Source organism: Sulfitobacter indolifex (assembly GCF_022788655.1).
Classification (GTDB): domain Bacteria; phylum Pseudomonadota; class Alphaproteobacteria; order Rhodobacterales; family Rhodobacteraceae; genus Sulfitobacter; species Sulfitobacter indolifex.
The window spans coordinates 3,175,656-3,189,718 of sequence record NZ_CP084951.1 but is presented as its reverse complement, the minus strand read 5'-3'; the positions used below and the strand labels follow the sequence as shown (position 1 = coordinate 3,189,718).

15 protein-coding genes are annotated in these 14,063 nt (G+C 65.3%); 12 read left to right on the top strand and 3 right to left on the bottom strand.

Annotated elements, in window-relative coordinates:
- Nucleotides 1-2 precede the first annotated feature (2 nt).
- Genes cobN through cobJ form a run of 5 tightly spaced genes read left to right on the top strand, consistent with a single transcriptional unit; the run spans nt 3 to nt 6,474 of the window.
- Nucleotides 3-3,245: a cobaltochelatase subunit CobN gene (cobN, locus tag DSM14862_RS15645; protein ID WP_007118252.1), complete on the top strand. Its 3,243-nt coding sequence runs from the start codon at nt 3-5 to the stop codon at nt 3,243-3,245.
- The gene (gene cobG, locus DSM14862_RS15640) at nt 3,242-4,390 is read left to right on the top strand and encodes a precorrin-3B synthase (RefSeq protein WP_040700315.1); all 1,149 of its coding nucleotides are present in this window, start codon (nt 3,242-3,244) and stop codon (nt 4,388-4,390) included. The genes cobN and cobG overlap by 4 nt, the downstream gene beginning before the upstream one ends.
- Nucleotides 4,380-5,009: a precorrin-8X methylmutase gene (locus tag DSM14862_RS15635; protein ID WP_007118250.1), complete on the top strand. Its 630-nt coding sequence runs from the start codon at nt 4,380-4,382 to the stop codon at nt 5,007-5,009. The genes cobG and DSM14862_RS15635 overlap by 11 nt, the downstream gene beginning before the upstream one ends.
- A gap of 2 nt (nt 5,010-5,011) precedes the next feature.
- Nucleotides 5,012-5,743, top strand: a complete 732-nt coding sequence (locus DSM14862_RS15630; RefSeq protein ID WP_040700722.1) for a precorrin-2 C(20)-methyltransferase — start codon at nt 5,012-5,014, stop codon at nt 5,741-5,743.
- Nucleotides 5,740-6,474, top strand: coding sequence for a precorrin-3B C(17)-methyltransferase (cobJ, locus tag DSM14862_RS15625; protein ID WP_007118248.1), 735 nt, complete (start codon nt 5,740-5,742; stop codon nt 6,472-6,474). The genes DSM14862_RS15630 and cobJ overlap by 4 nt, the downstream gene beginning before the upstream one ends.
- Here the strand turns inward: cobJ and DSM14862_RS15620 are convergent.
- Nucleotides 6,450-7,199 carry a cobalt-precorrin-6A reductase gene (locus tag DSM14862_RS15620; protein ID WP_040700720.1) on the bottom strand — a complete coding sequence of 250 codons (750 nt, stop codon included), beginning with the start codon at nt 7,197-7,199 and terminating at the stop codon, nt 6,450-6,452. The two genes, cobJ and DSM14862_RS15620, sit on opposite strands and share 25 nt — an antisense overlap.
- Between DSM14862_RS15620 and cbiT the strand changes: the two genes are divergently transcribed.
- Genes cbiT through cobF form a run of 7 tightly spaced genes read left to right on the top strand, consistent with a single transcriptional unit; the run spans nt 7,198 to nt 12,624 of the window.
- Nucleotides 7,198-8,379, top strand: a complete 1,182-nt coding sequence (gene cbiT / locus DSM14862_RS15615; protein WP_007118246.1) for a precorrin-6Y C5,15-methyltransferase (decarboxylating) subunit CbiT — start codon at nt 7,198-7,200, stop codon at nt 8,377-8,379. The two genes, DSM14862_RS15620 and cbiT, sit on opposite strands and share 2 nt — an antisense overlap.
- Nucleotides 8,376-8,753, top strand: a complete 378-nt coding sequence (locus DSM14862_RS15610; RefSeq protein ID WP_007118245.1) for a cobalamin biosynthesis protein — start codon at nt 8,376-8,378, stop codon at nt 8,751-8,753. Before cbiT ends, DSM14862_RS15610 begins: the two co-directional genes overlap by 4 nt.
- On the top strand, nt 8,750-9,535 hold the full coding sequence (gene cobM, locus DSM14862_RS15605; RefSeq protein ID WP_007118244.1) for a precorrin-4 C(11)-methyltransferase: 786 nt from the start codon (nt 8,750-8,752) through the stop codon (nt 9,533-9,535). Before DSM14862_RS15610 ends, cobM begins: the two co-directional genes overlap by 4 nt.
- Nucleotides 9,532-10,854: a cobyrinate a,c-diamide synthase gene (locus tag DSM14862_RS15600; RefSeq protein ID WP_007118243.1), complete on the top strand. Its 1,323-nt coding sequence runs from the start codon at nt 9,532-9,534 to the stop codon at nt 10,852-10,854. The genes cobM and DSM14862_RS15600 overlap by 4 nt, the downstream gene beginning before the upstream one ends.
- Nucleotides 10,854-11,579 (top strand): uroporphyrinogen-III C-methyltransferase, encoded by a 726-nt coding sequence (gene cobA / locus DSM14862_RS15595; protein WP_007118242.1) that lies wholly within the window; start codon nt 10,854-10,856, stop codon nt 11,577-11,579. Before DSM14862_RS15600 ends, cobA begins: the two co-directional genes overlap by 1 nt.
- The gene (locus tag DSM14862_RS15590) at nt 11,576-11,878 is read left to right on the top strand and encodes a DUF1636 domain-containing protein (protein ID WP_007118241.1); all 303 of its coding nucleotides are present in this window, start codon (nt 11,576-11,578) and stop codon (nt 11,876-11,878) included. The genes cobA and DSM14862_RS15590 overlap by 4 nt, the downstream gene beginning before the upstream one ends.
- Nucleotides 11,875-12,624, top strand: coding sequence for a precorrin-6A synthase (deacetylating) (gene cobF, locus DSM14862_RS15585; protein WP_007118240.1), 750 nt, complete (start codon nt 11,875-11,877; stop codon nt 12,622-12,624). Before DSM14862_RS15590 ends, cobF begins: the two co-directional genes overlap by 4 nt.
- 3 nt (nt 12,625-12,627) lie before the next feature.
- On the opposite strand, the gene arfB is transcribed toward cobF, so the two are convergent.
- Both arfB and DSM14862_RS15575 read right to left on the bottom strand, forming a co-directional pair.
- A complete protein-coding gene (gene arfB, locus DSM14862_RS15580; RefSeq protein ID WP_007118239.1) occupies nt 12,628-13,050 on the bottom strand; it encodes an alternative ribosome rescue aminoacyl-tRNA hydrolase ArfB in 423 nt (140 codons plus the stop codon).
- Nucleotides 13,051-13,379: 329 nt separating this feature from the next.
- Complete coding sequence (locus tag DSM14862_RS15575) at nt 13,380-14,000, bottom strand: queuosine precursor transporter (RefSeq protein ID WP_007118238.1); 621 nt, start codon at nt 13,998-14,000, stop codon at nt 13,380-13,382.
- Nucleotides 14,001-14,063: the final 63 nt, after the last annotated feature.

Genomic DNA, 14,063 nt, shown 5'->3' with positions numbered 1-14,063 from the left:
GCATGCATGTCGTCTTTCGCGAAAGCCACGGGTTGGAGGATACCGACACCCCCTATGATCCGGGCCAAACGCCCGCTGATCTGGTGGTGCTGTCGTTTTCCGACAGTGACCTCGGCGCTTTCGCGGCAGGCTGGCATCGCGGTGGCGGCAAGGAGGGCAAGCTGCCCTCCCTGCGGCTGTGCAACCTCGTGGCGCTGCGGCACCCTGCGTCGGTCGACAACTACATCGAACAGACGCTGACCGGGGCCAAGGGCATCCTGATCCGCCTCATCGGGGGCGAGAATTACTGGCCCTACGGCATCATGCAGGTCCAAGATTTCGCCCGCCGGAATGACATCGCGCTGGCCGTGCTGCCCGCCGATGGGCGCGAAGATCCGGGGCTGGACGCGCATTCAACGCTGCCTGTCTCTACACTGCGCCGTCTTGCGCATCTATGTGACGCGGGCGGGCCGGTGGCGGCGCAGGCCGCACTTGCGCAGATGGCGCTGGCGGCGGGGTTCTATGCCGGGCCGGTGATGGGCACGAAAACGGTGCCCGATTGTGGTTATTACGACCCCGATCAAGGCGTTGTGCCTTTCGCCGATGCGGCGGGCGATACCGTCGCTGTCACCTTCTACCGCAGCTACCTTCTGGCCGCCGATACCGCGCCCGTCGATGCGCTGATCCGCGCGTTGCGTGCGGCGGGGCTGAATGCCATCGGGCTGTTTGTGCCGTCGCTGAAATCCGATCCCGCGCGAGCCTTTTTGGGGGACGCGCTCGCCGCGATGAACCCCGTTTCCATCATCAACGCCACCGCCTTTTCGGGGCGCGGTGATGACGGCACCTCCCCGCTCGACGCGCCGGGCTGCCCGGTGTTTCAAGTGGCGCTATCCACCGCGCGAAGGCGTGATTGGGACGAAAGCGAGCGCGGCCTTTCGCCCGCCGATCTGGCCATGCATGTTGTGCTGCCCGAAGTGGATGGCCGCATTTTCACCGGCGTCGTCAGTTTCAAAAGCCCCGAAAAACGCGACCCTGATCTGCAATATTCCCGCTTCGCCCACCGGGCCGAGGATGCCCGCATCGCAGCGGTCGTAGAGCGCGTACTTGGCTGGCAACGACTTGCGCAAACCTCTGCCGAGGCGCGCAAACTGGCGCTGGTGCTTTCGACCTATCCGGGGCGGGACGATCAACTGGCCCACGCGGTCGGGCTTGATGCGCTGGCCAGTGTCGAAGACATGCTGATGCGTTTGGCGGGCGAGGGCTATAGCGTCACGCCGCAGATCGGCTTTGGCCGTAGCCTCACCCAGCAGCGCATCTCTTGGCCGCTGGCTGATTACCGTGCCGCTTTGGCCAGCCTGCCGCAGGCGCTGCGCGATGACCTTAGCAATGCATGGGGGCAGGCCGAGGATGACCCGCTGGCTCAGGACGGCGCGTTCCACTTCGCCGCGCAAACCTGCGGCAACGCGCTGGTCGCGCTGCAACCCGAACGCGGCGATCTGACGGACCGCGAAGACAGCTATCACGACCTCGCCCGCACCCCGCGCCATTCCTATGTGGCGTTTTACTTATGGCTGCGCGCGCAGGGGCATCATGCGTTGGTGCACATCGGCGCGCATGGCACGCTGGAATGGCTGCCGGGCAAGGCCGTGGCCCTGTCAGACGACTGCTGGCCCGAGGCGCTGACCGGCGATCTGCCAGTGATCTATCCGTTTATCGTCAACGATCCCGGCGAAGCGGCACAGGCCAAGCGGCGCATCGGGGCCGTGACCTTGGGCCATCTGCCACCCCCGTTGAAAGACAGCGAAACGCCCGAGGGGCTGTTGCGTCTGGAACGGCTGCTGGATGAATATTCCACCGCCGATGGGCTCGACCCCGCGCGGCGCGACCGGCTGGTCGACACGATCCGCGCCGAGGCGCAGGCGGCGGGGGTCGAAGATGACCTTGGCCTTGATGCCGCCAGTTCCGCTGCCGAGGCGCTGACCCGAATTGACGCCTTCGTCTGCGACATCAAGGAAAGCCAATACGGCGATGGCCTCCACATCTTTGGCGCGGGAAAGGGCGAATGGGATGGGCTGCTGACCGCGCTTGCGGGGCGGCGCGTCACTGCTGGCCCTTCCGGCTCTCCCTATCGCGGGCGCTCGGATGTGCTGCCCACGGGGCGCAATCTCTATGCCGTTGATCCGCGCGGGGTGCCCAGCCGGGCCGCCCACGCGCAGGGCGTTAAGCTGGCCGAAGAATTGCTACGGCGCCATCTGCAAGACAACGGCGATTGGCCGCGCGGGCTGGTGATTGATCTGTGGGGCTCGGCCACCATGCGCACGGCGGGCGAAGAGGTCGCTATGGCCATGCATCTTGCGGGGCTCGCGCCGAAATGGGATGACGGCAGCGAACGGGTATCGGGCTTTGAGGTGATCCCTCTGACCCTGTTGGACCGTCCGCGCATCGATGTGACGTTGCGCATCTCGGGCCTGTTCCGCGATGTGTTTCCAGGGCTGGGGCAGATCTTTGAAGCCGGTTCCGCAGCGCTGGCCGAGCGTGAAGAAGCGCCCGATATGAACCCCTACCTCACCCGCACGCCGCGCGTCTTTGGCCCCAAGCCCGGCCTTTACGGCGTGAACATGGAAGCGGCCTTGCAAGACTATTCCGACGCGGGCAGAGCGGCGGCTGGGGAGGCATGGCTCAGCGGGTCAGAATGGGCGATCAATGCCCAAGGCGAAGCGCATCAAGACCGCGCCGCGCTGGAGGCGCAGTTGCACCGCGCCGATGGTTTTGCCCATGTGCAGGACTTGGCCGAAAGCGATATCCTGTTGGCGTCGGACTATGCCAGCCACGAAGGTGGTTTTGCCGCGGCGATGGCACATCTCGGCGCGCAGAAACCGTCGATGTACCACCTTGACCACACCCGCGCTGGCAGCCCCCGCGCGCGGTCCATGCCCGAGGAAATCGCCCGTGTCGTGCGCGCCCGCGCCGCCAATCCCGGCTGGGCCAGCGGCATGATGCGCCACGGTTTTCGCGGCGCGGCAGAGGTGGCGGCGACGCTCGACAATCTTGCCGCCTTTGCGCATCTGACACGCGAGGTGCCCGCGCATCTCTTTGACCTTTATTTCGACGCCACGCTTGGCCGCGACGATCTGGTGGCCTTCATGGAGGCCGAGAACCCTGCCGCGCTGCAGGCCATGCGCGACCGTTTTGCAGCGCTCCGGGACGCTGGGCTTTGGGTGACCCGCCGCAATTCGATCTCGGCTGCGTTGGACGGGGTGCAGTGAGCGTTGCACCGGTCATAAAGGGCTGGTGCCCCGGCGCGTTGCGCCCGATGCTGTCCGGCGATGGGTTGGTGGTCCGCCTCCGGGTGCCACAGGGGCGGTTGACCCCAGCCCAAGCGCGCGGCGTCGCAGGCCTGTCGCAGCACTATGGGAACGGGGTGATTGATCTGTCGAACCGGGCCAATTTGCAACTGCGGGGTGTTGATCCAGAACGGCATGAGGGGCTAATCGACGCCCTGCGCGCGCTGGCCCTGATCGACGTAGATGAGGGTGCGGAACGGCGGCGCAATATCATGATCACGCCTTTCTTGCAGGCAGGTGATGATACGGATTTCCTAACCCAGCAATTGATCACCGCCGCTGAGATCCATGCGCTGCCCGATGTATCGAGCAAATTTGGCTATGCGGTCGATGCTGGGCCCCAGCCGGTGTTGCAGGGTGACCCCGCCGACATTCGATTTGAGCGATCGGCGGAGGGGCAGCTTTTACTCTGCGCCGAGGGTGCGGCGATGGGGAAGCTCATTTCCCGCGATACCGCCGTGGCCGAGGCTATCGCATTGGCCGCATGGGTTCGCGCGCAGGGTGCCAGCCGCGCCGCACGTGCTTTGAAGGCGGGGGCGACCCTCCCTTCTGGTTTCGACCATCCCCGGCAAAGCGGCCTCGGCACACCGGCGCTTGGCCACTACCCAGCGGGCGCGCTGGTTGCCTGTGCTTTTGGTCAGATGGACGCAGAAACACTCACTGCCCTTGCCAACCTTGGCCCGCTGCGCTTGACCCCGTGGCGGGTGGTGCTGATCGAAGGCGCGACGGCCCTGCCTGACCTGCCCAGCCTCATCACCGATGCCAACGACCCGCTCTTGCGCGTCGTCGCCTGTATCGGCGCGCCCGGTTGCGCGCAGGCACGCGGCGAAACGCGTAGGCTGGCGCGCGACCTCGCTGCTTCGGTGCCGCAAGGCCAACGCCTGCATCTCTCAGGCTGCGCCAAGGGCTGTGCTGCACCGCGCGCGACCGATATCACCCTGACCGCCACCGCGCCGGGGCAATATGACCTCATCCGCAATGCCCGCGCCGATGCGGCCCCTGATCTGCGCGGGCTAACCCCCGCCGCCATCGCCTCTTACTTTAGAAAGTCCGCCGATGCCCCATAGCTATATCACCGACGGTGCCGAGATTTACCGCCAGTCCTTCGCCACCATCCGCGCGGAGGCGGCGCTGGCGCGCTTCACCCTTGAGGAAGAGATCGTCGCCGTGCGCATGATCCACGCCGCCGGCATGGTCGGGCTGGAGGAACATATCCGCTTTTCCGAAGGCATGGCCGTTGCCGCGCGGGCGGCGCTGGAGGACGGCGCGCCGATCCTCTGCGATGCCTATATGGTCAGCGAAGGCATCACCCGCAAACGCCTGCCGCGCGAGAATGAAGTGATCTGCACCCTGCGCGACCCCTCGGTGCCGGATTTGGCTGCGAAGATGAGCAACACCCGCTCCGCCGCTGCGCTGGAACTGTGGCGGCCGCATCTGCAAGGCGCGGTGGTGGCCATCGGCAACGCGCCGACGGCGCTGTTTCATCTGCTCAACATGCTCGAAGACCCCGATTGCCCGCGCCCGGCGGCGATCATCGGCTGCCCAGTGGGCTTCATCGGCGCGGCGGAATCGAAAGAGGCCTTGATGCAGGATCTGCCGGTGCCTTCGATGATTGTGCAGGGGCGTTTGGGCGGATCGGCGATCACCGTGGCGGCGGTGAACGCACTGGCAAGCAGGGTGGAATGAAGATGGGCAAGGTAGTTTGCGCAGGCCTCGGCCCCGGCGATCCGGAATTGATGAGCGTGAAATCCGACCGTGCTATTCGCGGCGCGCGGCATCTGGCGTATTTCCGCAAAAAGGGCCGTGCGGGGCAGGCGCGCCGCATCGTTGAGGGCATGTTGCGCGATGATGTCGTGGAATATGCGATGGAATATCCTGTGACCACGGAGCTGCGGTTCGATTCCGAAGAGTACCGCGCTCAGATGGTTGCCTTCTATGCCGAATGGGCAGACCGGCTGGCGGAATTGTCGCAAGTTCACGAGGTGGTTGTGCTGTGTGAAGGTGACCCCTTTTTCTATGGCTCATTCATGCATCTACACACCCGGCTTCAGGGCCGCGCCGAGGTTGAGGTACTGCCCGCGATCCCCGGTATGGTGGGCTGCTGGAACGCGCTGGATACCCCCTTCACTTGGGGCGATGACGTGATGACCGTGCTGATGGGCACATTGCCCGAGGCCGAATTGACCGAGCATATGAAACGCGCCGATGCGCTCGTGGTGATGAAAACGGGCCGCAACCTGCCAACCGTGCGCCGAGCACTCGCGGCGGCAGGCAAGCTGGACGATGCATGGCTGGTGGAGCGGGGCACGATGCCCGATCAGCGGGTGGCGAAACTTGCCGACGTGGCGGACGACGATTGCCCCTATTTCGCGATCGTCTTGGTCCACGGTCAGGGCCGCAGACCGGAGGCAGACACATGAGCGGCACCCTTTATATCGCGGGCCTTGGCCCCGGTGACGACGCACTGGTGACACCCGAGGTGACCGAGGCGCTGGCGCAGGCCACCGATGTCATCGGCTATATCCCTTATGTTGCCCGCGTCGCCCCGCGCGAAGGGCTGACGCTGCATCCCACTGACAACCGGGTGGAGTTGGACCGCGCGACCCATGCGCTGCAATTGGCACAGGCCGGCGCGCGGGTTGTGGTGGTGTCTTCCGGCGATCCGGGCGTCTTTGCCATGGCCTCGGCGGTGTTTGAAGCGGTAGAGCGTGACCCGGCGTTTGAGAGCGTCGACATCCGCGTGCTGCCCGGTATCACAGCGATGCTGGCGGCAGCAGCCCGCCTTGGCGCGCCGTTGGGACATGATTTCTGTGCGATCAACCTCAGCGATAATCTTAAGCCTTGGACGATGGTCGAGCACCGCCTGCGCATGGCCGCGCGGGCGGATTTCGCCATGGCCTTCTACAACCCGCGCAGCAAGTCGCGCCCGCATCAATTTGCCGAAGCGCTGGAGATTCTGCGCGCCGAATGCGGGCCGGATCGGCTGATCACCTTCGCCCGCGCCGTGACCACACCCGAAGAAGCGTTCAATACCGTCACATTGGGCGAGGCCACGCCCGAGATGGCGGATATGCGCACCGTGGTGATCGTCGGCAATTCCGCGACCCGGCGGGTCGGGCGCTATGTCTATACGCCGCGCAGCGCGGTATGATGTAGCCAATGCATCACTTCGGTCACATCATTGGCGGCCACCTTGCCCGGCAGAACGGGCCGGTCGGCCAAGAGCACCGGCAGGCCAAGCGCGCGGGCGGCATCAAGCTTGGCCCGCGCGCCGCTGCCACCGGCGTTTTTGGCGACCACATGGGTGATCGCATGGGTCTGCATCAGCGCGGTGTCACCCGCCACGTCGAACGGACCCCGCGCCAGCACGACCGTCGCCCGTGGCAGCGGCAGCGATCCCTGCGGCGGATCGACAAGGCGCAGCAGATACCGGTGCTGTGGCTTTGCGGCGAAAAGCGCCAATTGCTGCTTACCGATGGCCAGAAAGATCTGCGCCGGGCTGTCTGGCAGGGCGGCGGGCAGATCGGTGATGTCAGGCACGAAGGTCCAATCGTCACCCTCCTGCGGCTCCCACGGCGGGCGCTCGAACCGCACCAGCGGCAGGTTTTGTCGGGCGCAGGCGACAAAGGCGTTGTTGCTCATGCCCGCAGCAAAGGGATGGGTGGCGTCGATGACATGGGTGATCGCTTCGGCCTTGAGATAATCCACCAGCCCCGCCACGCCACCAAAGCCGCCGACGCGGGTCGGCAGGGGCTGGGCCACAGGGCTGTCGGTGCGTCCGGCATAGGAAAAGACCGCATCAATCTCGGCCTCTGCCAAGGCGCTCGCCATGGCGCTGGCTTCGGTGGTGCCACCCAAAAGAAGGACGCGCATAATGGGTGACCCTTGGCTCAGCATCATCGGAATGCCCGACGATAGCGCGGATGCCTTGCCCCCGGCAAGCCGTGCGGCGCTGGCGCAGGCCGAGGTGATCTTTGGCGGGCCGCGTCACTTGGAACGGGGGGCTGCGGGCACGCGCGGGCGCGCTTGGCCGGTGCCTTTCTCTGTCGAGCCGGTGCTGGCCGAGCGGGGCAAGCGGGTGGCGATGCTGGTGTCGGGCGATCCCTTTTGGTTTGGCGCAGGCGGCAGCATCGTCGGTGCGCTGGACCCCAGCGAATGGCGCAGCCTGCCCGCGCCCTCAACATTCTCGCTGGTGACCAATGCGCTTGGCTGGCGGCTGGAGGAGGTCACCTGCCACGGGCTGCACGCGGCACCACTGGCGCAATTGCGCGGTGCGTTGCGTCCCAAAGGGCGGATGATTTGTCTGTTGCGTGATGGGGATGCGCCCGCGGCACTGGCGCAGTTCCTCTGCGAACAGGGCGCGGGCGCGGCGCAGATGCATGTGGCCGAACGGCTTGGCGGCCCCGATGCGCGGCTGCGCACGGTGCAGGCTGACAGGTTTGATCTGACGGATGTGCAGGCGCCTGTGGCAGTTGGCGTGGAGCTGCCCGAAGGCATCGGCTTGCCGCGCACCCCCGGTCTGCCGAATGATTGCTTTGCGAGCGACGGCCAAATCACCAAAGCGCCGGTGCGGGCGCTGACACTTTCGGCCCTTGCTCCCCGGCCCGGGGACCTGCTGTGGGACATCGGCGCAGGCAGCGGCTCGGTCTCGGTTGAGTTCTGTCTCGCGGGTGGCCACTCAATCGCATTTGAACAGCACGCAGCCCGGGTGGAAAATATCACCCGGAACATCGCAGATTTCGGCCTGAACGCCCGGATGCAGGTCACCCATGGCCGCGCGCCGGAGGTCTGGGCGGGGCATCCCTTGCCTGATGTTGTATTTGTTGGCGGTGGGGGGAATGCGGCGCTTTACGATGCCCTTCTGCCTGCGCTACCAGCGGGCACGCGGCTGGTCGCCAATGGGGTGACGCTGGAAACCGAGGCGCTTTTGGCGCAGCTTCACGCGGCGCATGGGGGCAGTCTTTTTCGGATCGAACTGGCGCAGGCCGCCCCGCTTGGCACAATGCGCGGCTGGCAGCCGCTGCGGCCCGTGGTACAATGGAGCGTGACACTATGAGAATGGCCGGGATCGGATTTCGGGGCGCGGCAAGCGTGGCATCCCTGCGCGATGCGCTGGCACGGGCAAACCCCGACGGCCTCAAGATCGACGCGCTGGTGACCGAGGCAGCAAAGGCCCGCGCGACCGTGTTTCGCGACTTTGCTCAAGAATTGGGGGTGCCGGGGCTTGGCATCACCACCGAGGATTTAGCCCGCATGATCACACCCACACAATCGGCCCGGATCGAAGACCGTTTCGGCACCGGGTCACTCTCGGAAGCCGCCGCGCTGGCCGCCGCCGGGCCGGGGGCCGTATTGGTTGCCGAGCGCGTCGTTTCGGGCGATGCCATGGCAACTGCGGCGATTGCCGAGACGAAAGGAAAAACACCGTGACTGTACATTTCATCGGAGCGGGCCCGGGGGCGGCGGATCTCATCACCCTGCGCGGGCGTGACCTGATCGCGGCCTGCCCGGTCTGCCTCTATGCCGGATCGCTGGTGCCCGAAGCGCTGCTAAGCCACTGTCCCGAGGGCGCGCGCATCGTCAACACCGCGCGTCTGTCGCTGGACGACATTATGGAAGAAATCGCCGCCGCCGATGCCGCAGGGCATGATGTGGCGCGATTGCATTCCGGTGATCTGTCGGTCTGGTCCGCGATGGGCGAACAGCTGCGCCGGCTGCGCGAGATGGGCATCGCCTATGACGTGACGCCGGGGGTGCCGTCCTTTGCCGCTGCGGCGGCTGAGTTGGGGGCCGAATTGACCCTGCCGGGCGTGGCGCAATCGGTCATCCTCACCCGCACCTCGGGCCGCGCCACCGCGATGCCCGAAGGGGAGACACTCGCCAATTTCGCCCGCACCGGGGCGACGCTGGCCATCCATCTGTCGGTTCATGTGCTGGATAAAGTCGTCGAAGACCTGACCCCGCATTACGGCACTGACTGCCCTGTTGCCGTGGTCTGGCGCGCAAGCTGGCCCGATCAGCGCATCGTCAAAGCGACGCTTTCGACCCTGCGCACCGAGGTCGGCGAAGAAATGGCCCGCACCGCGCTGATCCTCGTTGGCCATGCCCTCGGCGCTGAAGATTTCAGCGAAAGCCGCCTTTACGCCGCTGATTATGACCGCCGCTTCCGCCCCGTCGGGGCCGAGCCACGTTTCCCGGAGACCTCTTCATGATCCCCCCCGGCCTGCTGATCTCTGCCCCCGCTTCCGGCACCGGCAAAACGACCTTGATGCTGGGCCTGCTGGCCGCGCTGCGCGCCGAGGGCGTCGCGGTGCAGCCGTTCAAAAGCGGCCCGGATTATATCGACCCGGCCTTTCACACGGCGGCGTCGGGGCGGGCTTCTTTCAATCTCGATAGTTGGTCGATGGACCGCGCGCGGATTGAAGGGTTGGTCGGCAATGCCGATGGGGCTGAATTGATCCTTGGCGAAGGGTCGATGGGGCTGTTTGACGGTGTGGCCAAGCCGGGCGCCTGTGGCAATGGCGCCAGCGCTGATGTCGCGGCGCTGATGGGCTGGCCGGTGGTGCTGGTGCTTGACGTGTCGGGTGCGGCCCAATCGGTGGCGGCCACGGCGCTTGGCTTTCGCGAAATGCGGCCCGATGTGACGCTGGCAGGCGTGGTGCTGAACCGCGTCGCCTCCCCCCGGCATGAGACCTTGGTCCGCGCGGGGATGGAGGCTGTGGGTATCGAGGTTTTCGGCGCGCTCCCACGCCGGGTTGAGATCGAAATGCCCGAGCGTCATCTCGGGTTGGTGCAGGCCGGAGAGCAGGAGAACCTGCCCGATTTGTTGGGGCAGGCGGCAGCCTTCGTTGCCACGCATGTCGATATCCCCGCCCTGCGGGCCGCCGCGCGGGGCACGTTGCAGAACCCGCCCGCGCCCGCAAAGATCACCCCGCCCGGACAGCGCATTGCGCTGGCGCGGGACAACGCTTTTGCCTTTGTCTATCCGCATTTGCTGGCGGGATGGCGGGCGGCGGGGGCGGAGATTCTGCCCTTTTCCCCGCTGGCGGATGAGGCCCCCGACGACAGCGCCGATTGTTGCTGGCTACCCGGCGGCTATCCTGAGCTTCATGCAGGCAAGCTTGCCGCTGCCGCGCTTTTCCGCAAAGGATTGCGCGACTTCGCCGAGACGCGCCCCGTGCATGGAGAATGCGGGGGCTATATGGCGATGGGCGCAGGCATCATCGACAAAGAAGGCACGCGTCACGAGATGGCAGGGCTTTTGGGGCTGGAGACGTCTTTCGCCAAGCGCAAGATGCATCTGGGCTACCGTCAGGCCGATCTTAACGCGCCGATCCCCGGCCATTCGGCGCGGGCCGAATTGCGCGGCCATGAGTTCCACTATGCCACGATCCTTGCAGAACCCGACGCGCCGCTGGCCCGCATCACGGACGCCAATGACCTTGAGGTGCCCGAGACCGGTTCGGTGCGTGAGTTCGCAGGCGGCGGGCGCGCCACGGGGACGTTCTTTCACATGATTGCGGCGCTGTGATGGGGGGCTTTGTTTCCTTTGTCTCCTCCGGCCCCGGTGATCCAGAACTGCTGACTGTCAAAGCCGTGGCGCGGTTGCAGGCGGCTGATGTGGTGCTGTTTGACGATCTCAGCGCGGGCCCGATCCTGGAGCACGCGCGGCCCGATGCCGACCTAATCGGTGTGGGCAAACGGGCCGGGCGTGCGTCGCCCAAGCAAGACCATGTGAGCCGGGTACTGGTCGATCACGCACAGGCCGGGCTAAACGTTGTGCGGCTAAAATCTGGTGACAGCGGCATGTTCGGTCGGCTGGAAGAAGAAATCATCGCGCTGCGCGCCGCCAGTATCCCCTTTGAGATCGTGCCGGGTGTCACCGCCGCCTCGGCAGCCGCCGCCACGGCAGGCATTCCCCTGACCCGCCGGATGACCGCGCGGCGCGTGCAGTTCATCACCGGCGCGGATGTGACGGGTGAGTTGCCCAGCGATGTTAACATGGCAGCGTTGGCCGATCCGATGGCGACTACGGTGGTCTATATGGGCAAACGCACCTTTGCTGGCCTCGCCGCGCGGCTGGTTGAGCATGGGCTGCCGGGGCACACACCCGCGCTTTTGGCCGAGGCCGTTTCGACCCCGGCGGAGAAGGTGCAGCGGTTTACCATCGAGACCCTGGCGCGCCATCTGGAGAGCGCCAGCAGCACCACGCCTGCGCTGATCTTCTACGGGCCGTTGGCCGAGTTTGAGGCGTGAAGGCTTTCGTCTGCACCTCCTGCACCGCCGATGGCGGCTTTCTGGACGTGGTCCGCGCTGGATTGCCTGAGGTGGAGGTCGAGGGCATCGACTGTATGTCAGGCTGCACACGGGCGCAGACGGTTGCCTTTCGCGCGTCGGGCAAGGTGGCCTATCTGTTTGGAGAGATCACCGAAGCCGACATGGATGATCTGCGCCGTTTCGTGGCGCTCTATGCCGCCTCCGCCGATGGAAATTTCCCCGATGCGCGGGTGCTCGGCGGGCTGCGTTTGAAAGCAATCGCAAGGATACCGGGATGAGCGATCTGGAACTGACATTGATCGGCATCGGCACCGGCAACCCTGAGCATCTGACGCTACAGGCGATCCGGGCGATGAACGCGCAAGACCTGATCTTGATCCCGCAAAAGGGGGCGGGCAAGGACGATTTGGCAGGTCTGCGGCGCAGCATCTGCGACGAGGTGCTGACCAATGAGGCGGTCCAGATCGTCGGCTTTGATCTGCCCGTGCGCGACCCCGCGATCGAGGATTACCGCGCGCGCGTGGACCATTGGCATGACGCGATTGCAGATGCATGGCGCGCGGCAATGGCGCAGCACCCGACGGCGCGGCGCGTGGCGCTGCTCGTTTGGGGCGATCCGTCGCTATACGACAGCACCCTGCGCATCGCCGCGCGCCTGGATCCTGCACCCCGTATGACGGTGGTCCCCGGCATCACCTCGCTGCAAGGGCTGACGGCGTCTCATGCGATCCCGCTTAATGAAATTGGTGCGCCCTTTTTGGTGACAACCGGGCGGCAGCTGCGCGATCACGGCTGGCCTGATGGGGTCGATACGTTGGTGATCATGCTTGATGGGGATTGCGCTTTTCAGACGCTGGACCCAGCGGGTGTGACGATCTGGTGGGGAGCCTATGTCGGCATGACCGAAGAGATCATCCGCCACGGCCCGCTGGCTGAGGTGACCGAAGATATCATCGCCACGCGTGCAGCAGCGCGGGCCGCGCATGGTTGGATCATGGACATCTATCTGCTGCGGCGGAACTAAGGCTCAGGTATTCGGGTCAACCTTGCCGCGCATCGCTTTGACCTCGCCGCGCACCTTCTTGGCTTTAAGGCGGCGTTTCTTTGAGCCAAGCGTCGGGCGGGTCGCGATGCGGCGTTTGGGTGGGGTGAGGGCGGTGCGGATCAGCTCGGCCAGCCGCTCGCGTACCAATTCGCGGTTGCGCGCCTGACTGCGGGTCTCATCACATTGCAACACCAGCGCGCCTTCGGTGGTCCAGCGCCGCCCGGCCAAACGGCGCAGGCGGTTCTTAACGGGCTGAGCCAGCGACGGCGATGTTGCGGCTTCAAACCGCAACTCAACGGCCGAGGAGACCTTGTTCACGTTCTGCCCGCCGGGACCGGAGGCGCGCATGAAGCTTTCGGTTAGCTCCCAATCTTGGATGGCGATGTTATCGTTGATGTGCAGCATAGGCTCTCCTCAACCTGCAACATGCCAGTCTGGGCCGTGGGGGTGAAGGGGGAATGCGAAATGGGCCGCCCCTTGCGGAACGGCCCAATCGAATGGTTTCAGGAGGGGGATCGGTTAGACCGATGTCCACCAGGTGGTTGCGTTGCTAGGGGCTGCCCTAGCAGGAAACCTCACTGGCTGTTCCGACACCTCGCTCCAATACCTTTCTAGACACTGGGTCACCTCCTTTTGATTGTTGAACTCACCCTGAGCGTTGCACAGGTTTTGAAATTCGCAAAGCATTTTTTTGGAGGTGCGGCGGCAAGGGGAATTCACCCCTTGCGTTGGTGTCAGGGGCGGGTCGCCAGCCGGGCAGTGAGCAGCCGGAAGGGGATCAGCGCAACGAGTGCGATGGCCAGTTTCACCGACCAATCCGCCATGGCAAGCGAAACCCAGAGCGGCGCGAGGGGGCCGGCCCCTAGCAGGGGCAGCGCTTCGCCCGCCCAAGCGACATCGGTGGCCGTATGAATGAACGATAGGCTGGCCGAGAAGGCGATGGAGAAGAACAGCGCCGTGTCGATTGCGCTGCTGATCAGCGTGCTAACCAAAGGCGCGCGCCACCAGGCGCCGTCGCGGAAGCGGTTGAAGATCGTCACATCAAGCAGCTGCGCCACGAGGAAGGCCACACCCGATGCCACAGCGATGCGGATCGTGACTAGCGGGCCAAACTCGCCCATGATCTGGGTGCCAATCAGCGAGCAGATCAATCCGACGACAAACCCCACCAGCACAACCCGGCGCGCGGCGGAGGCACCGTAAAGGCGGTTCATCACATCGGTGACAAGGAAGGCGAGCGGATAGGTGAATGCGCCCCAGGTCAGCCATTGGCCAAAGAGGAACTGAACAAGGATATTCGAGGCCACGACGATGGCGGCCATGGCAAGGATGCCGGGAAGATAGGTGCGTGTCATGTATGAACCGTTTTGTGCAAGGGTGCGGCGACTTGGCCTGCGGGGATCGCAGACGGGACGGCT